General features: G+C 60.5%; 18 protein-coding genes and 1 tRNA gene. 9 read left to right on the top strand and 10 right to left on the bottom strand.

Translation table 11 applies throughout. From position 1 onward, the window contains the following. Window positions 1–2: 2 nt before the first annotated feature. From HMPREF2875_RS03335 to HMPREF2875_RS03325, 3 genes are all read right to left on the bottom strand, one after another. Window positions 3–452 (bottom strand): hypothetical protein, encoded by a 450-nt coding sequence (locus HMPREF2875_RS03335; protein WP_070670248.1) that lies wholly within the window; start codon window positions 450–452, stop codon window positions 3–5. A gap of 338 nt (window positions 453–790) precedes the next feature. Beyond that, window positions 791–1594: a serine hydrolase domain-containing protein gene (locus HMPREF2875_RS03330; protein WP_070670247.1), complete on the bottom strand. Its 804-nt coding sequence runs from the start codon at window positions 1592–1594 to the stop codon at window positions 791–793. A gap of 10 nt (window positions 1595–1604) precedes the next feature. Then, entirely contained in the window at window positions 1605–2279 is a 675-nt protein-coding gene (locus HMPREF2875_RS03325) for an excalibur calcium-binding domain-containing protein (RefSeq protein ID WP_070670245.1), read from the bottom strand. A 127-nt stretch (window positions 2280–2406) separates the two neighbouring features. Here HMPREF2875_RS03325 and HMPREF2875_RS03320 point away from each other — a divergent pair, with 127 nt between their 5' ends. Next, window positions 2407–4074 (top strand): alkaline phosphatase D family protein, encoded by a 1668-nt coding sequence (locus tag HMPREF2875_RS03320; protein WP_246817022.1) that lies wholly within the window; start codon window positions 2407–2409, stop codon window positions 4072–4074. Window positions 4075–4208: 134 nt separating this feature from the next. Here the strand turns inward: HMPREF2875_RS03320 and HMPREF2875_RS03315 are convergent, their stop codons facing one another. From HMPREF2875_RS03315 to HMPREF2875_RS03300, 4 genes are all read right to left on the bottom strand, one after another. Beyond that, the gene (locus HMPREF2875_RS03315; RefSeq protein ID WP_083311834.1) at window positions 4209–5765 is read right to left on the bottom strand and encodes a mechanosensitive ion channel family protein; all 1557 of its coding nucleotides are present in this window, start codon (window positions 5763–5765) and stop codon (window positions 4209–4211) included. Window positions 5766–5818: 53 nt separating this feature from the next. Then, a complete protein-coding gene (locus HMPREF2875_RS03310) occupies window positions 5819–7393 on the bottom strand; it encodes an ABC transporter substrate-binding protein (RefSeq protein WP_246817021.1) in 1575 nt (524 codons plus the stop codon). Between the two features lie 76 nt (window positions 7394–7469). Next, the gene (locus tag HMPREF2875_RS03305; RefSeq protein WP_371327551.1) at window positions 7470–8546 is read right to left on the bottom strand and encodes a trimeric intracellular cation channel family protein; all 1077 of its coding nucleotides are present in this window, start codon (window positions 8544–8546) and stop codon (window positions 7470–7472) included. An 84-nt stretch (window positions 8547–8630) separates the two neighbouring features. Beyond that, window positions 8631–8704 (bottom strand) — tRNA-Ile (locus tag HMPREF2875_RS03300). Between the two features lie 293 nt (window positions 8705–8997). Here HMPREF2875_RS03300 and HMPREF2875_RS03295 point away from each other — a divergent pair. Together HMPREF2875_RS03295 and HMPREF2875_RS03290 are read left to right on the top strand one after the other, a co-directional pair. Beyond that, window positions 8998–10326, top strand: a complete 1329-nt coding sequence (locus HMPREF2875_RS03295) for an AAA family ATPase (protein ID WP_070670236.1) — start codon at window positions 8998–9000, stop codon at window positions 10324–10326. Window positions 10327–10391: 65 nt separating this feature from the next. Beyond that, complete coding sequence (locus HMPREF2875_RS03290; protein ID WP_070670233.1) at window positions 10392–10811, top strand: organic hydroperoxide resistance protein; 420 nt, start codon at window positions 10392–10394, stop codon at window positions 10809–10811. 103 nt (window positions 10812–10914) lie between these two features. On the opposite strand, the gene HMPREF2875_RS03285 is transcribed toward HMPREF2875_RS03290, so the two are convergent. The 3 genes from HMPREF2875_RS03285 to HMPREF2875_RS13650 form a co-directional block, all read right to left on the bottom strand. Continuing rightward, a complete protein-coding gene (locus HMPREF2875_RS03285; protein ID WP_070670322.1) occupies window positions 10915–11487 on the bottom strand; it encodes a PIN domain-containing protein in 573 nt (190 codons plus the stop codon). A 40-nt stretch (window positions 11488–11527) separates the two neighbouring features. Further along, on the bottom strand, window positions 11528–11995 hold the full coding sequence (locus HMPREF2875_RS03280; protein WP_083311833.1) for a helix-turn-helix domain-containing protein: 468 nt from the start codon (window positions 11993–11995) through the stop codon (window positions 11528–11530). Window positions 11996–12124: 129 nt separating this feature from the next. Next, a complete protein-coding gene (locus HMPREF2875_RS13650) occupies window positions 12125–12277 on the bottom strand; it encodes a hypothetical protein (protein WP_158395941.1) in 153 nt (50 codons plus the stop codon). A 441-nt stretch (window positions 12278–12718) separates the two neighbouring features. Here HMPREF2875_RS13650 and HMPREF2875_RS03275 point away from each other — a divergent pair, with 441 nt between their 5' ends. From HMPREF2875_RS03275 to HMPREF2875_RS03250, 6 genes are all read left to right on the top strand, one after another. Beyond that, window positions 12719–14983, top strand: coding sequence for a DEAD/DEAH box helicase (locus tag HMPREF2875_RS03275; protein ID WP_070670228.1), 2265 nt, complete (start codon window positions 12719–12721; stop codon window positions 14981–14983). A gap of 91 nt (window positions 14984–15074) precedes the next feature. Further along, a complete protein-coding gene (locus HMPREF2875_RS03270) occupies window positions 15075–15308 on the top strand; it encodes a hypothetical protein (RefSeq protein WP_083311832.1) in 234 nt (77 codons plus the stop codon). Between the two features lie 137 nt (window positions 15309–15445). After that, window positions 15446–16918 carry a DUF3375 domain-containing protein gene (locus tag HMPREF2875_RS03265; RefSeq protein WP_070670222.1) on the top strand — a complete coding sequence of 491 codons (1473 nt, stop codon included), beginning with the start codon at window positions 15446–15448 and terminating at the stop codon, window positions 16916–16918. Next, the gene (locus HMPREF2875_RS03260; protein WP_070670219.1) at window positions 16915–17565 is read left to right on the top strand and encodes a DUF4194 domain-containing protein; all 651 of its coding nucleotides are present in this window, start codon (window positions 16915–16917) and stop codon (window positions 17563–17565) included. Before HMPREF2875_RS03265 ends, HMPREF2875_RS03260 begins: the two co-directional genes overlap by 4 nt. After that, on the top strand, window positions 17558–20926 hold the full coding sequence (locus HMPREF2875_RS03255) for an ATP-binding protein (RefSeq protein ID WP_070670216.1): 3369 nt from the start codon (window positions 17558–17560) through the stop codon (window positions 20924–20926). Before HMPREF2875_RS03260 ends, HMPREF2875_RS03255 begins: the two co-directional genes overlap by 8 nt. Then, a complete protein-coding gene (locus HMPREF2875_RS03250; RefSeq protein ID WP_070670213.1) occupies window positions 20913–22049 on the top strand; it encodes a DUF3322 domain-containing protein in 1137 nt (378 codons plus the stop codon). The genes HMPREF2875_RS03255 and HMPREF2875_RS03250 overlap by 14 nt, the downstream gene beginning before the upstream one ends. Window positions 22050–22053 lie beyond the last annotated feature (4 nt).

Here is a 22053-nt window from a genome sequence, read left to right as displayed (position 1 = left end):
GTTCAGGCGGCGCGCTTGACGACGGCCCGAAAACCGTACTCCCCTGCCAGCATCTCCACCGCACGGCCCAGGGCCTCCAGCTCACTGGGCGTGCCAGTGAGCACCTGACGGCAGCCGATTCCTACGCCGCCCGCAGCGCCGCCCAGCGACGTCCCGCTGACGGGGTCCCAATCGGCATCGCGGCACCAGCGGGTGCACCACTGCGCGGTGAGGGGATCATCGCCGGGCACGATGAATTCACTCTCGCTGCGAATGCAGCGCGCCATAGCCCGCTCGATGGCTGGGCGCAGGCAGCGGGGCATGCCTGAAATCTGCAGCACGGCTGTGCAGACCTCACCGCTGACACGATTCGGCCAGCTGCTTGCCGGGCAAGCTTGCGAGTCACCGACTGGACTCGCTGACGAGACCGACGCAGATGCGTCAGCCTGTTGCGGGTGAACGCGTAGATTCACTCCTGTGTCTCCTTTGACATCCGTGTGATGGCACGCCGACTCAAGCCGACGCAAGACGAGCTTCGTCTTCCCCTACGAACTTGTCTGCATCACGTGCGGTGCGTCTGAAGTGTGACCACAATTTTCCCCTTGCCACTCGCGCCCCATCAACCCTCAACCTGCACTTAAACCCCCACAGCCTCAAGTGGAACTTGAGACTTCCCCCTCTAAAATCGCCCCACGCGCCACTGAAATCACAAACGTTTACATAAGTCACGTAGATACATCGCGGCCACAGCACCCCCACTACCCCCTGTGCGGACCAGCTTCACCAACCGCGCGGGGACTTCCCGGCGCGGCTAGCGGGACTGGCATTCCTCCCAGATGGCCGTGTTGGTCTCCGCCCACAGGGGCTTGCACCAGTCCCCAAAGTCGCGGTCAGTCAACGCCACCATGGCCCACTCGCCCGCCACCCAGAGAAAGGTGCCGCTCATGCCGAAGTGGCCAACAGCATCGGAAGGCAATCTCCCCATCCACTGGTCTTTCTCACCATGAATCTCAAAGCCCAGGCCCCACGTGCAGTCTTTGAAGCTGCCATAGCCCGGAACAATACCGCGCAGACCAGGGAATTGGACGCGTGTCATCTCAGCCACCGTTGAGGGATCCAGCAACTGTGGCGACTGCGCCTCACGGGCAAAAGCAACAAGGTCCTCTACCGTAGACGTCAGACCATGCCCAGCGGATCCCTCAAGCGTGGTGGCGGACATGCCCAAGGGAGCACAGACACCTTCAGCAAGGTACTCAGGGAAAGGAATCTCGGTTGCCCTCTCCACTACCTCCGCAGCCCACTCATAGCCCGCAGAGGAATAGATGCGCCGCTCCCCTACGGGTTTTTGCGGTTCGCGGGAATCAAAGCCCACGCCGGAGGTATGCGCCAAAAGGTGGCGCAGCGTGGAGCCTTCGGGACCAGCTGGTTGGTCCAGCTCCACCGCACCTTCTTCCACGGCCACCATCACCCCATAGGCGGCCACCAGCTTGGTCACTGACGCGACGGGGAAGCGGCGGGAGGTATCACCCACCTGCTCCACTACCTCGCCGCGGTGCAGCAGCGCACCGGCGACGGTATCGACAGGCCAGGACTCGATGGAAGAAAAAGCGCTCATGCGCTCTAGCTTAACGAGGATCGCGCTCGCAACCTACGCCATCACCATCACGGTCAAACTTGGACTGGAAGCCCGGGTCGCTCGGGTAGATGGGACGGCCCAGTGCGTTCCACACATCGAGGCAGCGACCGTAGGTGGCAGGAGCCGGACGCGGTGCCGGGGCAGGTGCAGGTTTCGGAGCCGGCTTCGGTGCAGGAGCTGGCTGAGGCGCTGGCTTAGGGGCCGGAGCAGGCTCGGGCTTAGGCGCCGGGGCCGGGGCGGGAGCCGGCGCAGGAGCAGGAGCCGGGGCCGGAGCGGGTGCTGGCTTCTGCGGCGACGGGATGACTCCCGGCAGCGGGTTCGGGATGATGCCCTGCTGCACGGCCCAGTACACGCCACCAGCGACGGCGGCGAGAACAGCAGCAGTGATGCCCACGCCCAGAGCAATCTTTTCGCCCTGAGAGGATTGCTGGCCTTCAGCATCGCCGGCTTCTTCCTTGCTGGACGATTCCACGTTCAGGTCAGACGACAGCTCACCGCCGAGTTCAGACACCGAGGATTCAGTCGGAGAGGATTCAGACACCGAAGCTTCCGAGGCGGCCGGCTCCACGGCGGGAGCGTCGACCTGTGCGTGTGCGGGAACGACGGACAAGGACAGAGATACAGACAAAGATGCGGCGAGAACCGCGCGAGAGAACTTCTTCATAAAAATAAGTTATAGCCATAAACCTCTACTTCTGGAAATCCTTCCACCCCTAGGGGTAAAGCCTTCGTAACATGCGGGAAAACGGTTTTTAACCAGCGGGCGAATTCTCACGCCTCAAGTTGCACTAATGCTTCAGTGGAGAAACCGTGGAGGCATGCGCCGTTCCTTCTCTCGTCGCCGCCTCCTTCACGCCTCCGGCCTGGCCACCGCCACGGCCGCTTCCCTCGCCGCTTCTTCCGCCTCCGCTGCTGACCCCAACTCCACCGCGTCCCTCGGCTTGGTGGACCCGCCGCAAGGCGAACTCCCCTTCCTCCACGGCGTGGCCTCAGGAGATCCGATTCCGGATTCGGTCATCCTCTGGACGCGCATCACGCCCACCGACGAGGCTCTCCCCGGCAGCGGGCGGGGCCCCGCAGTCACCGTGGAGTGGGAGGTGGCCCGGGATGGGGAGATGGGGGACGTCGTCAAGCGCGGGCACACCCTAGCCACCGCGGAGCGTGACCATACCGTGCACGTGGACCCGCATGGTCTGGAGCCGGACACGGTATATTTTTATCGCTTCCTCATGGACGGGGTGTCCTCCCCCATCGGCCGCACCAAGACCGCACCGGCGGCGAGTGCGTCACCGGAGAAGCTCACTTTTGGGGTGGCGTCATGTGCGAATTGGGAGTCGGGCTTCTTCAGCGCCTACCGTGACATTGCGCAGCGCGCTCATGCGGGCCAGCTTGATTACATGGTCTTTTTGGGCGATTACATTTATGAATACCGCTCCGGGGCCTATTCCGGTTTCGGCCCGGTGCGCCTGCACCACCCAGCGCACGAGATTACGACGCTAGCGGATTACCGCACGCGCTATGGCCGCTATCGTACCGACCCGGACCTGCAGGCCGCGCATGGCGCGCTGCCGTGGGTCGTGGTGTGGGATGACCACGAGATTGCGAACGATAACTGGTCCGGCGGCGCGGAGAACCACGACCCAGCTACGGAAGGCCCGTGGGCCACGCGCCAGTCGGCGGCGATGCGCGCCTACTTCGAGTGGATGCCGGTGCGCGCTACTGCGCCGTCGGAGGCAGGGCATCTCTACCGTTCGCTGACTTTTGGTGATCTGGTGGAGCTGACCATGATGGACCTTCGCACCTACCGCGATGAGCAGGTCTCTTGGAACCCCGTGGCGTTCACTAAGGAAGGCCGCTCGATGCTGGGTTCGGAGCAGTACACCTGGCTGCTGGGCAAGATTGAGACCTCACAGGCCATGTGGAAGCTGCTGGGCAATTCCGTCATGTTTGCCCCACTCAACCTGGTAACGCTGCAGGAGAATTCCGTCACCGCGCAGGTGGCCAACGCCTTCACGAGCAATATCACGGGCATCCCCGTCAATGGGGATCAGTGGGATGGGTATTCCGCGGAGCGCCGTGCGCTTATCGACGTCCTCCCAGACCATACCCTCTTCCTCACCGGGGACATCCACACCGAATGGGCCCACACCATCTCCAAGGGCGACCGCATCGTAGGAGCAGAGATGGTGTGCGCCTCCATTTCTGCACCCAATATCAACGAGGCGCTCAACATGCGCCCGGGTAATGCCGTCTCCCACACCGCACAGCAGGTGCTGCGCGCAGCCAATCCACACTGCAAGCACGTGGACTTAGACAGCCACGGCTATAGCTTCGTCACCGTCACTCGCGAGGAAGCCCGGATGCGGTGGCTGCGCGTCGACGACCTACTCACACCGGATTCCCCGGTTCATGAAGCAGTGTCGATGACCTTTAAGCCAGGCGTGGGTTTTATTAATTAATTAATTCCCCGAATCCAGTAACGAAGGGTCCTCGGGGACCGATAAGTCAGATGTAACGCTTCACCGCGTTGCATCCCTATCACTCATATGTCTCATGCGCTCTCTCCCGAGCGTCTCCCACGGTGAGCCTCCCGTTAATTCGCGGTAGAAGGCTCGGTGGCGTCGGTGGTCGCCACCGCCGTCTCCGGCACGTGGGATTCCTCGAAACCCGTGGCGGTCTCCGTGGCACCCTCAGTGCCCGAACCGCCACCATCAACCGCTTCGGTGGTGTCTACCGGCGCTGGTGCAGGGGAGGTCTCGTCCTGCGGGGCTTCCGCCGTAGTCTCTTCCGTCACCTCTGCGGTGGGCTCTTGACCTGTGCTTGCCGGCGTCTCGTGCTCACTCGGCGCGGGTTCCGGCGTAGCGGACTCGGTGGATGGGACTGCGGATTCCGTAATCTCACTCATCCAGCGCGATGGAGACAGCCACCCGGCATCCACACCATCCGGGTTCGCGGAGGCCAGCCACAATGCGCCAACAACGCCGAGGCCTGCTAGGAGGCCGGTTGTCGACGCCCTCACGCGCCCACCTACCGTCCAGAAATAGGCCCACCTATTCTTCGGCTTATCCGCACGCCAGATGCCTCGCCCGTACTCGTCCGGTTCTTCGTCTTTGTCGTTGTCCGAATACGCCGGGCGGCCCGGCCCATTGTCATTGCTCGTGTCCGTCTTGGCCACGGCCCCCGACACCGCCTGTGACGCTTCCTGCGACTCTACAGCAGACTCTGCGGCCTTGTCCGCTTCCTGCGCTTTCGCTGCCGACATGACCGTCGTGGGCGCCTCGTTCAGGTCCACAGGGATATCATCCGGAATAGCTTCCGACTTCGGCAGCTTATACAGGTCCCAGAAGGAGGCCAGCAAGGCTGAGCGAATGGCGCGTTCCACTGCCCACTGGCGCGCAGGGTTGACCTGCACGAGCACGCGATACTTCACCTGCCACGGCTGGCCGGCAACGGTCGGCGCCACGATTCCGGTAGCGGGGAGAACATCCAGCTCGCCGGCCACATCCGCGCGAATGTCTGGGGTACGGATGGCATGTTCCGAAATCTTTTCCACGCGCGCAGTAATGTCCGGCAGGTTATCGCCCTCATGAACCGGAATGGCAATATCCACCACCGCACGTGACCACTCTTGCGAGAAGTTCGTCACCACGCCCGCCGAGCCATTGGGCACCATGACCACCTCGCCGGTAGGGGTACGCACTGTGGTCGTGCGGAGGGTCAAGGACACCACGGTGCCCTCCACGCCCGTCACGCCATCAAAGCTCACGTAATCGCCCACACCGAACTGCTTCTCCGACAGAATGAAGAAACCTGCGAGGAAATCACCAATAATGCTCTGCGCGCCGAAACCAACGGCAGCAGACACGACCGTTGCGGGGATGGCCGCTCCCAGGGGCGGCACGCCGAGGTTGGCCAATGCCGCGACGATAAGAAGGAAGTACGCCACCGCCTGGGCCACGTACACCAGCGCGCCGGCCAGCGCTAGGCGCGCCTTGGTGGACTCCTCGTTCTCATCAAGCCGAGACTCGATTACGCGCACGGCCAAACGGCCGATGCGAGGAATGAGAATCGCCGTGAGCAGCATGCCCAGAAGCGGCAAACCGTGGTCGACAACAGCCTGCCAAATGGCGAACATGTAAAACTTCAGCATTGCACCAAGAGTAGACCTCAATGCTGCCAGAAGCCTTGGAGAACCAGACTGCCTTAGCGCTCAGCGCGGTGAATCAGATAGTAATTGGGCGTTGGCTTCCATGTGTATCCTGCCGGAACAATATCCTTGCCATACGCGCCCAAGGACTTCGACGTCCACAACGGAATCGCTGGCATCGCCTCCACCAGCAGGTCCTGAGCTTGGGCATAATACTCGTGGGCCTCGTCCTTGGTTCGAGCCTTACCGGCCTTCTCCAGCAGTTTATCGAACTCCGGATTCTCAAAACCAGACTCATTTGCCGCCGAGTAGGAGGCAAACAGCGGCGCTAGGAAGGACGACTCGTCTGGGTACTCCGCCTGCCAAGAGGTGCGGAACGCGCCGGTGATATGGCGCGCGGTGACCTCTTGACGCAGCTCCTTGAAGGTATCGATGGGACGGCCTTCCACCTGCACACCGAGGGTATCCGTCATCTGCTTCGCCACTGCATCGACCCACTCCTTATGGCTGCCGTCGACGTTGTAGGCAATGCTGAAGGTCCCTTCGAAGGGATCCATCTTCTCTGCCTTGGCCCAGAGCTCGCGGGCCTTGTCTGGCTGGTGAGTCAACGCCTCCGCATCTTGCGGTGCTGGCGGCATCTCTCCATGCAGCGGCGCGATAAAACCATTCGCTGGAATCACCGTGTCATAAAACAGCTCGGTGGCCAGCTTGTCGCGGTCCACGGCCATCGACAACGCTCGGCGGCGCAGGCGACCTGCCTCGCCGGTGAAGTTGGAATCATTAGCCGGGATGGTGATTTCCATCATGGAACCCACTGGCCTGCTAAAAGCTTGCGAACCCAACTCCTCCTCAAAGGTGCCGAGCTTCTCCGCCGGAATGTGGACGAGCACGTCCAAGTCTCCTGACACCAAGTCCTTATAGGCCTGCCCCTCGGAAGGGTAAATCACGAACTTGATGCCCTCATTCTGCGGAGTGCGCGGGCCCGTGTAGCGCGGATTGGGCACCACGGTCAGCGCTTTTTCGTGCTCCCACGAGGCCAAGACATATGGCCCGTTGCCAATGGGATCGGTACCGCGTTCGCTGAGCTCATCCTGATCCTCAGAACGCATGGGGAAGAACACCGAATAACCTAAGCGCTCGAGGAAGCCGCTGGTGGGGCGGGAAAGCTCAATGCGGAAGGACTTCTTCCCTGTCACCTTCAGCCCGCGCATGTTCTTCTGGCCTTCATGGAATCCCAGGATCGGCTCGAAATGATGGGCGGAGAGCAGGGACTGGCGCACAGCAGTATTCCACGTATCCACGAAGTCCTCGGCATCGACATCGGAGCCATCGGCAAAGACTGCGTCGTCTCGGATGACCACGTCATAGGTCGTATCGTTGACCTGGGTCACGGACTCCGCCATGTCGTAGTGCGGGGTCCCGCGCTTGTCCAGGTACATCAGGCCGGAATACACCAGATTGATAATGGTGTGTCCGCAAACATCATTGGAGTCTGCTGGGATGAGAGAATTTGGTGGTTCCAATATATCGGTGGTGATAAGGTCTAGGCCTTCAGTGTCCACGGGTGAGGTGTCCGCAGTACACCCAGTAGACACAGCTGCCGCAGCACACACTACGGTCAGCGCTGCCACTACTCTGTGGCTCAGCCGAACAATTCTCACCTTTGACTCCTCTCGCACCCACTTACCTTAACGTATTTATTAGCTTCTAATCATCTCTTTTCTCATAGCGCCGCATAAGTTTTTCCACCAGCTCATCGGTGAGCTTGTCATCAGACAAAATTCGGTCCAACAGCTCACGCGGCGTGGGGCCATCAGTGTTCTGAGCATCATAAGAATCACCAGAAAGGTCTACGCCGAAGTCAGAGTCGGTATCGGAGGAGGCCGCCGCCATCTCCGCGGACATCTCGGCGACCTCTTCGTTGAAGGAATCGAGGAACTCGGAGGCGTCGATAGTCGCGTCGGCCCTGCGCTTGCCTGCGCGCACCTCACGTTCAATTCGGCGCTGTAGGGCTTTTTCCATCTGATTGTGGCGCCACGCGCGCAGCTTGGTCGGCTCCAGGCGGCGGCCGACGGCACGGCCCTTATTCTCCGCCTTGCGCGCCATGACCATGACATAGGCCGCGGTGTCATTCACCGGCGCCCACTCCTGACGAGCCGGCACTCGCCAGCCCGCCCAAATACCCAGCATGGTCAATACAAAGGAGACAATGGGGCCAATAATGACGCCCAACGCCAAGTGCCCCGTGGAATTCGCACCCAGCACCACCAGCGCGCACGCCACCGCCGGAATCACGGTGGGGGTGTTGTCACCGAACACCGCCGGCTCACGGCCCATCGCAATGTCACGGATCATGGAACCACCCGTGGCCGTAAACACGCCCATCATGATGCAGGGAATGAAGGGCAAGCCATAGGCGATGGCTTTGAGCGCGCCTGTCGACGCCCACAGGGCCGACACCACCGCATCACCATGGGACTGCACGTAATCCCAGGTCTTTCCCTTGAAGTAGACAAAACGGGCAATGAGCGCACCCGTGAAGGCGAGGTACAGGTACTCCGGCTGACTCATCGCCGCCACCGTGCCGCGGTTAATGAGCACATCACGAATCATGCCGCCGCCCAAGGAGGAAAACATCGCGATGAAGAAAAAGCCCACGATGTCATAGCCGCGCTGGCGGGCCATCGTGCCGCCAATCATGCCCATGAGAAGGACGCCGATAATGTCGGACCAGTAATACAGCGACTCGATTAACGGGTCCATCTCAACACTCATGTGGGTCATCGTAACGGGTAGCGCGCCGATTCTCGCATTAAGGGCACGCTGACCCGCAGGCTTCGCTACACCACACCACATCGGTAATGGAAGTGGGGCCACCGGGGCTCGAACCCGGGACCAACGGATTATGAGTCCGTAGCTCTAACCGACTGAGCTATAGCCCCGCGTATTCCCTGCTCCCATGTTCGCACCGGGCCTCAAGCCAGCCGCGCCACGTTCAGCAGTGAATCCGCTCCCCGCAACATTAATCGGCAGGCCAAGAAAACAGCAATTTGCCGCTCCTCGTCGTTGTTCTTAAAGGCCGGTACGGATCGATCATTTAAGGCCCTGGATCTTCGAGTTTTTGGGGCGTTATTTGTTAGAAATGTACTTCGCCACGGCACTAGTCTGCGGATTCCTGCGCCGACGCACCAGGCCCCTCACATACGACCGCACAGGCTTGTGTAGCGTAGCGGACATGAGGCTCCTTTCCTTCAGCGTGTCGAACTTCCGCAGCATCCGCGCGACGCAAACGCTGTCGTTTTATCACCACTGGACGCACTCGACGCCGCCCGAAGATGGCTGGGCCACGGTAAGCCAGCCCATCACGGTGCTGGTGGGCCCGACGGCGTCGGGAAAGAGCAGCGTGCTCGACGCGCTGAACTTCGCGCTGCGAGCTATTTCCTTATCTGCCACAAAGTGGCTAGATAATGCCCCGCCTAACCAGCTACCCCACGCGCCGTTTCGGCTCAACCCCACCACCCAGCGCCGCCCCAGCACCTTTGAGCTGGAGTTTGCAGTCGATGGTGTGCGCTACCTTTACGGTTTCCAGTGGAGCTACACCGGTGTGCATACCGAATGGCTCAGCCGCGTCCCGGCAAATCGCTGGACTCCCTGCTTTGTGCGCAGCCGCGGGGAGGAGACGCAGTGGACGCGGACGTTTATGGATACGGGGGACGTCGCCAAGCTTGGCCGCGTTGAGGACACCGAGCTGATTCTGTCTGTCGGTTTGCGCGATGAGCACCCCGTGCTCGCCCCGTTGGCCCGCGCGCTGGTGCATGATGTGGCGTACCTGCCGCATGCGCATTCCGCGGCTAACTATGCCGCGCGGTTTACCGCCCTTATTCGTGAGGGCAAGCTGCGCCTGCACGAGGCTGCCCCGCTGCTGCGCGCGGCCGATGCCGGCATCCATTCCGTGCGGCTCAACCAGGACCAGATCCCACGGCATGTCTTCTGCCAGATGCGCCCGGTCATTAATGCGTTGAGCAGCACCGATGGCGCTATCCGACGTCCCGACGCCTTCCGCGCCTACTCCGACGCCGAAATTGAATCCCTGCTGCATGCAATCATCGTCGAGCACAAGGGCGAGTCCGCACACTATTCGCTGAGCCTTACCGATGAATCCGGCGGCACGCAGACGTGGATGGCCACCGTGCCGCTTGTGCTCGATGTCCTGCGCCGCGGCGGCATCCTGGTTGCTGATGAGCTCGATTCTTACCTACGCCCAGCCCTTCTGGACTTCATCATTCAGGCCTTCCGCGAGCCCAGCATCAACGTCAACGGCGCGCAGCTCATCTTCGCCTCCCACACCTTCAGCGTGCTCGAGCGCGCCGCCGAGCTCGGACTTAATCCGGAAAGCTTCTGGTCCGTGGAGAAGACCGCCGCCGGCGAATCCGAGCTGCACAACCTTGCCGATGTCTCCCTCGACAACCCCGACACCACCCACCGCTTCCTCACTGAGCGCTACGGCACCGCCCCGCGTGAGGCTCTCGACGCTCTCAAGGAGCTCGTCACCACGAGCGAGTGAGCTAGCCTATTTTCCCGCGTACAATCGGCGGCCACAGAACCCCTCAACGAACAAAGGAGTTACGAATGACCGCCGCGTATACCACCGAAGCACTCTCCACTGGCGCCGGCCGTGATGGCCGCACCGTAGTCCAGGATTCCGACCTCGACTTCACCATGACCGCCCCGAAGGAAATGGGCGGCAGCGGCGAGGGCGTCAACCCCGAGCAGCTCTTCGCCGCCGGCTACGCCGCCTGCTTCCACTCCGCACTCAAGGCCGTGGCCAAGGACAAGGACGCTGACGTCACCGACTCCGCCGTCGGTGCGCGCGTGACCCTCCACAACGCTTCCGAGGGCTTCTTCCTCAGCGTCGAGCTCGAGGTCACCATCCCCGGCGCGGACCCGGAAGACGCCCAAGCGCTTGCCGACGCCGCCCACGAGATGTGCCCCTACTCCAAGGCCACCCGCGGCAACATCGACGTCAGCGTTACCGTGGCCCAGGACTAAAGGACTAAACCTGCACCAAGCCAGGCTCTAGGTCCCATCCTCAGGGGCCAGTGCCAGGTATTTCTCCCGCGACGTCTGCCCCCGTTCCAGTGAACCGGCGTGGCTACTGGCGTGCGAGAGTCTTCAAAGCTTCTCTCACCGCTCGTGCAAAATTGGGGCAGTCCGCACGCCTCAGAGCATCATCCAAACCCCTGAAGTTCTCTTGGGTCTGCCAATAATCGAGCTGCTGCTTCGTACACGTCAGGACTAGCTGAGGCGCGGAGTCGTGAACAAGCATTAAGAATTCATCCGCACCTAGGATCTCGTAATGCTGCACATCGGGAGACCTTGTTATATCTTCCTTCGAGTTATTTGTAAGGATGATGTCGGCATACGAAGCAACAGCGGCCGCATGAACGTGGTAGTCGTCGCGGTCCATACCATCGAAAGGCAGCTCGCCTGGAAAGTCCTGAATGATCTCTTCCACCACAGCACTAATTTTCGTGATGCGGTGGTCAATTATTCTTCCGGGAGCAAAGGGATACTTTCGCCGCAAGGCCCGCGAAGTCTCCGCGAGCACGTCCTGCGAGGTATGAAAAGTAAACATCCCCCTTGATAAACACTGCAACGCAAAAAGCCAATCAAGAATCGTCCGGCTCGCTAAGACGTTTGCATCAATGAATACTCTCTGCGGCATAGTCACAAAGATAGTAAGTTCGCTCGCCCCTCGCAGAACCTCACGATTCGCCCTGCTGCCCTGCCTTGGACTCCGAGAAAAAGCCCTGATTCTCTTCTTCGAACGCGCGCCACTCGTTGAAAGCACGCATACGCTCTTCAGCCCGCTTCCGCTTCAGGTCCAGCACGTTATCGCGCTTAAAACGGGTGTGCGTTCCACACTTGTGAGCCACTATCTTTCCCTCTTTAACCCATTTCATAAGGGTGGGACGGGAGACACCCAAAATCTCCGCTGCGACGGTGCTCGTAAGCTCCTCGGGTACGCGTGAAATGGTAACTTCACCGCGCTGCGCGACAGAAGCTAAAACTTGAGAAATCAGTCGCTGCACATCGATAGGCAGCGTGACCGCGCGCCCTTCCGCATCTGTCGCTCGAAAAGTCGCAGTACCAAGAGAAGGTAACGACTTAAGGTCTTCGACCGTAGCATCGTCGATCATCACCCGATCATTAATTAAAGTAGCGGAGTTCACCGGCGCTCCTTCCTCTCTATCACGCCAACAACATTTTTACACTTACAAGTGAAATCCCCTCCAATCGTAGCCATACCGCACGTACGTAACCACAAACTACCCCAATTCGGCACCCCCTAAGCCCTTTGGTCAAGCTAGACGGCGGTTAAGATCCGCGGACCAATTGGCAATCTCCCGCCCTAAGTACTCGACGTAGCGGCGACGGTCTTCCTCATCCATGTTCTGTACCTGAGCTACAGAAGTATTAATGTTGTCTGGCTTTGAAACGGTTGACTTTGTCAATTTAATCCGTCCTTTGTCCTTCAGTAGTCAGTGCCTGCTTATCTCAGAGATTAGCGCTCGTGGAGAATCTGCGTAGAGGAAGCCTTCAGCGCTCCTTTCCCAGCATGACACTTACACCTGAAGCGTCTTTCACCTAGCAGTGAGACTCTTCTCAAGAACAACCGAGTTGTGCGCGAATGCCTAGAGGCCACTCCAGTGCTCCACTTGCTGCGTATATCCGGCACACCTGTCAGAATCAAGGCTTGACTGTTAAGGCACGCTCTCCATCTCTGCGCCCTGAAGGCCCTCCACAAAGCTCTGGAGCCTACGCGGCTCCAGGCGACAACGTTTCGGTAGCCGGCTCGTCGTGCGATTATTCTAAGTAATACAACGCCAAGCCGACAAGGTTTATAACGGCGTGCCGTCCGATAAACTAGTTCCGACGCACAAGGAACACGCACCATGACTGAACAGGAACGCCTCCGAGCGCTTGAGACTCGCGTTAGCGAATTGGAGTCCCAGGTAGCTCAACTACTACAGGCCCTCGGTCATACTCCTTCCCGCCCCAGTACTGCAGACACACCGCCACCGGCAAACGTTCATACTGTAAGGCGCTCACCGGAGGAGAAGATCACGCTCTTCATGGATTACTTCACGGGGAGGACAGACGTCTACGCAGTCGCCAAGAATACTGCGGAGAAGAAGGCCTGGTACCCGGCCAGCAATGGCTACTATGACCGAAGAAATCCCGATCTAAAGCCCCTAACACCGAAGGTGATCGAAGGACACCTTCGCCGAGACAACCGCTTCCACGTCGGCCTTTATCCACTGTGCATAGATGATAGTTGCCGGCTATTGGTCTGCGATTTTGACGATGACGACTTCAAGCAAGCTGGCCGTGCCTACGCGGAAGAATGCAAGAACCAGGGCCTCGATCCGCTCATTGAAGTATCGCGTTCTGGGAACGGAGCTCACGTCTGGGTATTCTTCGGCGAACCTATTCCCGCCAGCCTCGCTCGTTCTGTAGGGATCGGGCTTCTTGCCAAGGCTAGTCCGGATTCATACTTCTCTAGTTTCGACCGGTTCTTTCCATCCCAAGACACACTGCCGGCGAAAGGACGCGGTTTCGGTAACCTGATTGCTCTCCCGTTGGCTGGCCACCATCGATCCGAAGGTACAACGGTCTTCGTCGACAGTGAGTTTCATCCTTTGCCAGACCAATTCGAAGCTTTGGCCGGGACGAAGAAGTCAACGCTTTCCGAGCTCAAGAGAATCTACGCTGAGCTGCAGCCCGATCCCGAGACATCCCTCCCCCAGGCACCCACCCGCGAAGAGCTGAAGAAACTCAAGGCATCTGGAAAAGTCCATGTTACGCACGATTCACATGTCCACGTCGATTTATCGGGCGTCGACGCCACCACCCGTACGGCCCTGCGGCACCTAGGCACTCTTGCCAACCCGCAGTTTTATATAAAGCAAGCTCAGCGTTTCTCCACTTTCGGCACTCCACGGCTCATCGTACGTTTTGATGAGAAGGACCAAGTCCTCACGCTCGACCGCGGCACGCTCGATGACGTCCTCGACATTTTGAAGACTGCAGGATATACCGTCACCCGCCGCAGCCGAACGCCCAAGCCTCGGCGCATCGATGCATCATTCGTCGGCGAACTACGTCCATACCAACAGTACGCCGTCACACAGATGCTCAAGCAAAAGTCTGGAATGATCGTTGCTCCTCCCGGCACTGGAAAGACCGTCATGGCATGTGCCATCATCGCCCAGCGTTCAGTCCCCACTGCAGTAATCGTTCCATCGAGGGAACTTGCTACCCAATGGCGCCAAGCTCTGAAACAATTTCTCCCTGATGTTCAGGTGGGACAATACTCGGGCGCCAAGAAGAAGCTCAGCGGCGTGGTAGACATTGTCACAGCCCAGTCCATTAGCCGCAATGATTCCAAGACTGATTTTCTCTCTGCCTATGGACAGATCATCGTTGACGAATGCCACCGAGTCGGCGCTGCGGGTTTAACCAACGTTCTAGCTCACCTCAACGTTCGTTTCATGCTCGGCATGACCGCGACGCCCTACCGTTCCGACGGTCTCGATAAGCTGCTTCCCCTCATTTGCGGCCCTATCCGCCAAACCGTCGAACTCGAACGCCCTGGGCGCCGCGACTATGTAGTCCACAACACGGAGTTCACTTACGATGCTCCTTACCAGTTCTGGCCCGATCTCGACACCGCTCTGGCGGCTGATGCACACCGCAACCAACTCATCGCCGATGTCATCACACAAGCAGCGCAGGACAAGCACACGGTCCTCGTCCTGGTGAAACGACGCGAACACCTCACTGCCCTCAACACATTGCTTGCCGACGCCCCCTTCCCCGTCCTTCAGCTACACGGCGGGCAAAAGGCAAGCGAGAGGCAAGCCGTTCGTGAGAAACTTGCCGCAACACCGCATTTTGTCCTTTTGGCCATGTCCCAGGTAGCCGGCGAAGGCATTGATCTTCCCGCACTCGATACTCTTGTCCTGGCAGCGCCTGTAAGCTTCCGTGGCGTTGTCATTCAACAGGTTGGCCGAGTCACTCGTGATACCAAGGACAAAGAGAGCATCTCTGCCACCGTGCACGATTTTCTCGACGCCAACGTCCCTGCCCTCGCCTCGGCCTTCAGAAAGAGAAGTTCGACCATAGCCAAGCAGGGATTCACTCGCAATGATATTTAGGGTTTCCCCGTGCATGGCCGATTCCTACTAGATTAGGGGCCGTGCACAACCAAAGTCCTTGTTGGACAGCCAGATGAATCGGAGCAGCACAGTGGCTGAATTTGTAATAACCTACAAACGTCGCTCAGGCGAGTCTTTCATCAAACAACTTTCGGATTCAGCTGAAGCGCTTAAGGAACGCCTCCGCCGCGAAGCAGCAATTAACGATCCTGACGTGGAGATCGCCCACATTTCAGCGCCCTCCCTGGAATCCTTGAAAAAGTCGCATTCGCGCTATTTTATGGGCAGCGTTGAGGTGCAAGGCGACCAAGCGGACGCAGCCTAAAGCCTCGCTCATGGCCCCGCCTCCGTGGGCGTGATTATTTTGACCTGCGCTCTGCAGATCGAATGCCAGACAGCGGGCTTCGAATATTTGAGCCAGTCTTCGCTGCGCATGTCCGCCCCACCTGTCAGAATCGAATCATGTCTGTTGAAGCACGCGCGCTGTCACTCCGGCGCTTGATGCACGATTCCGCCGCGATTCGGCTCCTCGCTGCGGATAATGCGCCGGTGATTCTGGCGTTGATTGCGGAGTACTTTCCCCGCGGCACTCGGGCGCGCCCGGCGGCGGAAGTCTATGAGCTCATGGTCACCGATTTCGAGGTGATTGCCAGCGAGTTTCCCATGCCGCGCACCCCACAAAACTATTGCAATGACTGGGTCAAGGCCGGTTGGTTGTTGCGTAAATCCGGAAGGAGCTCGCGGGGTGAAACACTAGAGCCCAGCGAGGAAGCCCTATCGGCGTTGGAAGCTATTGAGCGCTGGGAACAACCGGTGACCACGGTGACGGCCTCGCGTGTGGAATCCATTAGCTCGGCTCTGCAGAGGTTGGCGCGGGATACCAATGAGGACATCGCCAGCCGCGTGGCCAGTTTGGAGGCAGAACGCGCACGCATTGACCGCGAGATTGAAAAAGCACAACTGGGTCAGTTTGAAAGGCTCACTGCCGCCGAGACTGAGGAACGAGTCCAGGATGTGCTCAATATGGCTATGGCGGTACCGAGCGATTTCGCCAGAGTTCGCCACGATCTTGAAACGCTCAACCACCAGCTGCGCCGGCAGCTTTTGGATCCGGAGGGCTACCGCGGTGACGTGCTGGAGGAGATCTTCAACGGCGTGGACCACATCGCAGAATCGGATGCGGGCCGCAGCTTCCAGGGCTTTTATTCCCTCCTTATGGATAGGGAGCGCAGTGCCTGGCTGGACCAGTGGATTGAGCAGGTGCTCGATAGTGAAGCGGGCCAGGATTTGGCACCGGAGAGACGAAGGCAGCTGCGTCGTCTCTTCCGCGATATGGAAGAAACCAGCTTTGAGGTCAACCAGACCATGACGGGTTTGGCGCGCAGCCTGCGCCACTACGTGTCCTCGGAGCAGTTCGCGGAGGACCGGCGCATGATTGAGCTGCTGCGAGAAGCCCGCGGTATGGCTATTGATGCCGCGCAAGCAAGAGAGCTTAAGGCCTTTCACCGGATGGACACGCCCCTGCAGCGCATCGGCATGTCCATCCACTCGGTCTCCCGCATCCGCTTGGCTAACCCGGGACGGGAGGTGGTCGAGGAAGCACCCGTGGCCTACCAACCGGGCGAAGACGACGCACACGCCCTTTACGAGCTGGTTCGCGAGTCCGAGATCGATTTCGAGGAGCTGCACGAGGCGATTCGGCAGACAGTGAGCGACTCCGGCCCGAGCACCATCGCCCAGGTGTTGCAGGCCCATCCCGCAACACAAGGATTAGCCAGCGTGGTGGGACTGGTCCACATTGCTGACCAAAATCCGCTGCCCGCTGTGCGGGAGTCGCATGAAAAGGTGACGTGGACCGAGGAGGACGGCACCGTGCGCGCCGCGCAGATTCCCACCATGTATTTCGATCACACAACCGTTGAGGAGCTTCAGTGACCGCCGCCAACAGCCCCCGCGTGGATTCCGCGCACGAGCCCCCGCTGTGGGAGCACGATAAAGGAACGCTGACCTACCACTCGCGTCGCGCCTTGGTGCAGCTGCTCCAGGGCCCACTTATCCGCGCGCAGAAGGAGCCGGTGCTGTGGTCAGCGATCATCTCAGATGAAGACAATCTCCGCGCCCGGTTGCATGACGTCTTTTTGGAGCTCGTCGTCGATGAGACCGAGGGATTTGCCTTTACCCGCATGGTGGAAGAGGAGAGCTTGAGCATCCCGCAGGTGCTGCGCACGGACAAGCTCAAGCACATCGATACCGCCATCTTGTTGAACCTGCGCCAAGAGCTAGGACTGGCTCTGCCGGGTGAGCGCGTCATCGTGGACGTAGAAGATCTCCGGGAGAGCATCGGCTATGTCCGCGCAGTGGATAACCGCGACGAGGCCGGATTCACCAAGCGCTTCAACGCGGCCATAAAGCGAATCCAGAATGACTATTCCCTGCTCAGCGCCACGGAGACCGAAGGCCGGTTGGAGGTCTCCCCGGTGCTGCGCCAGCTTTTCGACGCCTCCACGGTCACCGCCATCCGGGATGAATACGCCCGCTTGGCACGCACCGAGGACGCTGAGGAGGACATCTCAGATGACTAAACACACGGACCTTTACCCAGGCCAGTTCCGCATCAGCCGCATCCAACTCATCAACTGGGGCACCTTTCACGGCTACTTTTCCATCCCGGTAGCGCGCAAAGGTTTCCTCATTACGGGTGGCTCGGGCTCAGGTAAATCCACGCTGCTGGATGCCATGTCAGCGGTCCTTGTCCCCCAGAACCACGTGAAGTTCAACGCGGCCTCGCAACAAGACCTCGGACGGCACAACGGCCGCAACTTGGTCTCCTACGTGCGCGGAGCGTGGCGGCAGCAGGAGAATACGCAGACCGGCGAAATTACCCCGGAGTACCTGCGCGAAGGTGCCACCAACTCGGTGGTGGCGCTGACCTATGACAATGGCCAGGGCAAGCAGCACACCCTCATCGCCATTTTCCGCCTCAACGGCGGTGAGAACTCCGTAGGCCAGGTAAAGAAGTTGTATGGGCTGGTGCCGGGCGATGAGGACGTCGATAAGCTCAGCCCCTTGCTCACCCGCAGCCTGGATAGCCGCAAGATCAGGGCGCTGTATAAGGGCCCCGGCGCGTCCTTCACGCCGACCTATGCCACGTTTGCGGACCGCTTCCGCAAACGCTTAGGGATTAAGAATGTGGAGGGCCAGCTCCTTCTTCACCGCACGCAATCCGCGAAGTCACTGTCCAGCTTGGACCAGCTCTTTAGGGATTACATGCTGGATGTGCCAGATACCTTCACCAGAGCGGATGAAGCCGTGGAGCAGTTTGAGGATTTGCGCCAGGCCTACCTGCGGGTAGAGGACGTCAAAGCGCAGATTGATACGCTTAGTACCCTGCCCCAACTTCACTCTCAGCGGTCTAGCGCTGAAGCGGATAAGGAGAAAGCAGAGGCCATGAGTGAGGCGCTGCCGGCAGTACGCACGCGCCTGGTGGCGGAAGAATTGGACTACCTCATCCGCGCATTCACAGCACAGCTGGCGGAGGCCCAGTCCCAGGCTGAGGCCCTCAACGCTGACGTCGCGCACCTGGATGATGCCGAACGCCGAGCCGCGCTGGCCGTGACCCAGCTCAGCGCCGGCGAACTCGATGCTTTAAGCGCCAAGATGGAAACTGCGGACAAAGAGATTGAGCACCGCAGAAAGGAACTCCAGCGGCTGGCTGCAGCAGCTGGCGCGTGGACGGAGGATTATGAGTTCAGCCCGCACGGCTTTGCAGAACTCCAGGCCAACGCGAAGCTGCGGATCGCGGACTTTGAGGCTGACTTCGCCAACCTCATCAACGAGCAGCAAGAAGCCGGCGTGGCCGCCCGCGACGCTGCCACCGCCTGCGCCGCGCTCGATAGCGAGCTGCGTTCATTTAGCTCGCGGCGCACCAACATCGACAAAGCCTTAGTAGAACTGCGCGCACAGCTGGCTCGCGATACCGGTTATGCCGAATCCGAGCTTCCCTTCGCCGGCGAGCTCATCGATATCAGCCCGCAGCAGGCGGAATGGGAGCCGGTGATTCAAAAGCTCCTCCACGGTTTTGCCGCCACCCTGCTCGTTCCCGAGGCTGCCCGCGACACCATCAACCAGTGGGTCAATTCGCGCAACGTGGGCACCCGTTTGGAGTACCGCACCATTCCGGAGTTTGCATCACCACCGGCGTCCGCGCGCAGCCCGCGGCAGCTTATCCACAAGCTGGAATTCCAGGACCACGCCATGGCGCACTGGGTGCGGCAGCACATTTCGCGCCGCTTCAACTACGAGTGTGTGGACTCGGTGGCAGAGCTGGACCAGGTCACCAGCACCCCGGCGGTGACCCGCGATGGCCTGGAAAGCCGCCCCAAGGATAAGGACGGCTCAACCCGCTTCATCAAGGATGACCGCAAGCGCTTTACCGGCACCGCCTGGTACCGGGTGGGCTCTACCAACACCGCCAAGATTGAGCTCTTGCGCGCCCAACTCACGGAGGCCAAGGCCACCGCTCGTGCCACGGCCAAGCAGGTCCAGAACTTGAACCGGAAGGTGGACATTCTGCGCTCCCAGCGCGATAAAGCCCAACAGGTGCTGGAAACCTCCTTCCAGGACATCGACACCGCCTCCGCCGAGGCTCGCCGGCGGGATCTGCAGGAGCAGTATGACTCGCTGGCCTCCTCCCCGGAGGCCCAAGCCCTCGCCGCGGCCCACGAGCAGGCCAAGGCCAAGCTCAAGGCCGCACGCGCCCGGCTTAACGACGCCCAGAAGCACCTGGGCAACATCGAAGGCGAGCTCGAGCGCTCCACGGAGCGCCGCCGCATCATTGGCACCGTGCCTGAAATCGAAAACCAGGACATCGCGAAAGCAGTCGAAGAAGCCCTGCACAAAGGCAAGCGCAAGCTCACCATCGATGACATCGATGCCCGGCGCGATGAGGTCCAGGCCAGCCTCCAGAACACCGCCCGCACCGCCACGCGTAGCATCGAGGACGCCAATGCCAAAATTGTCTCTGTCCTCCACACGTATCTGGCCCAGTGGTCGGCGGAGGCCGCGGACCTTGAGCCACAGGCGAGCTTCGCTGGCGAAGGCATTGAGAAGCTCAAGTTCCTCCGCGCTGACCGCCTGGCGGATTTCCGCGCCCGCTTCCTCGAGCTGCTCAACGGCTCCACCGTGCGCAACCTCTCCCACCTCACCACCGACCTGCGCCGTGCTCGCAGCGATATTGAGAGGCGCATGGAATACATCAACAAGTCCCTGGAGCGCTCGCCCTTTAATGGAGAGCGCACCCTGCGCATTGACGTCAAGGATGCCCGCGGCCAGGTGGTCCAAGACTTCCAGCGGGACCTGGATGCTGCCACTTCCCACAGCTTGGGCGAGATCAACGCCGATGATCAAGAGGCTGCTCTGCAGCGCTACCACGCGTTGGACAAGATCTTGAGCCGTTTGGGCTCGAGCCAGCCAGAGGATATCCGCTGGCGCAACGTGGTGCTCGATACCCGGCGGCACGTCAGCTTTATCGGCCGCGAGTTGTACCCGGATGGCACCACGGCCAACACCTACCAGGATTCGGCCTCGCTGTCTGGCGGCCAGGCCCAAAAGCTCGTCTTTTTCTGCCTGGCAGCGGCCCTGCGCTTCCGGCTGGCGGAGCCGGACCAGGACGTGCCCACCTATGGTTCCATCATTCTGGATGAGGCCTTTGACCGCGCCGATCCTACGTTTACGCGCACGGCCATGTCCGTCTTTACGTCCTTTGGTTTCCACATGATTCTGGCCACGCCTTTCAAGCTCATCCAGACGCTGTCTCCTTACGTGGATGGCACGATTGTGGTCAAGTACGACGAGCCCACCATCAATGGTCGCCCGCAGGCGCGCACGGGCTATTCGCTTATCGACGCCTCCACCTACCAGGACCCCGATCATGCGCAGCCCTAAAGATCTGCACGACCATGCCGCAAAGTTCCTGCGCAACCACTTTGCCCAAGCACTGGCTGACCCGGATTCTGTGTGCGTCGACTGGCCCCTGCACCCACCCACCGCCGCTGCTGCCGCCCGCGATATCGACGCCGCACAGGACTTTGTCCGCGCTTGGCAGCGCTGGCCCCACCAGGAGGAGGTTATCTACGCCTCCCGCAATTGGTCACGCGCGGGCCTCGGCACGAACACCATCCCGACCCGCATCACAATCACCGGCGCCGAGCGCATCGCCACCGCCGCCGGCTTGGAACGCGAGTATTCCACCGCCCGGCAGCGCGCCCGGAACATCGCCGCCATTTTCCCGGACTCCCCTGACTTCGCCCACACCGTCCGCCGGGCTTATACCCAATGGAAGGATTTAAGCGCCTATGACCTGGAGTGCCTAGGGCCGTGCCTGACCTGGCTGCGCGCCAACCCTGACTCCGGCGAGTGGGAGCGCGCCGTGCCGGTCGAAGGTGTGGACGGCAAGTGGATTGGTACCCACCGCCGCCTACTCCTCACACTCCTCGCGCCGTTTGGCATCACAGACTTAGGCCTGCGCCGCAGCGACTCCCGAATCCGCCTGCGCTACCTCAACCACGCTCCAGCGCTCAGCGATATCGAAATCCCCCTAGCCCACGCCGCCACGCTTTTCCCGCACACCCCTCCCCGCGTCCTCATCGTGGAGAACAAACAAACCTTCCTGGCCTTGCCCATGCTTTCCGACGCCTCCCCTCCCACCGTCGCCCTCCTCGGTGCCGGCACCGCCGCCCGCCAACTCCACGCACTGGGCTGGCTTAGCCACACCGACATCACCTACTGGGGCGACCTCGACGCCGCCGGCTTTGCCATCCTCAACGCCGTGCGCGCTCACTTCCCCCACACGACGTCACTGCTCATGGACACAGCCACCGTCACCGAATTCCAGCACCTGGCCGTCCCCGACCCCGGCGACGGCTCCGCCACACTTACCCACCTCACCACCGAAGAGCAGCGCGCCTACCTCCAGCTCTTCACCGCGGGCCGGCTGCGCATTGAACAGGAGAGGATTCCATTTGCGCATGTGAATGCGGTGATTCATGCAGCGCTCGCAGCAGCGTGACGCT

Origin of the sequence: Corynebacterium sp. HMSC078H07 (assembly GCF_001812805.1) — a bacterium.
GTDB lineage: Bacteria > Actinomycetota > Actinomycetes > Mycobacteriales > Mycobacteriaceae > Corynebacterium.
The sequence above is the reverse complement of the archived record's forward strand: the minus strand, read 5'-3'. Positions and strand labels throughout refer to the sequence as shown.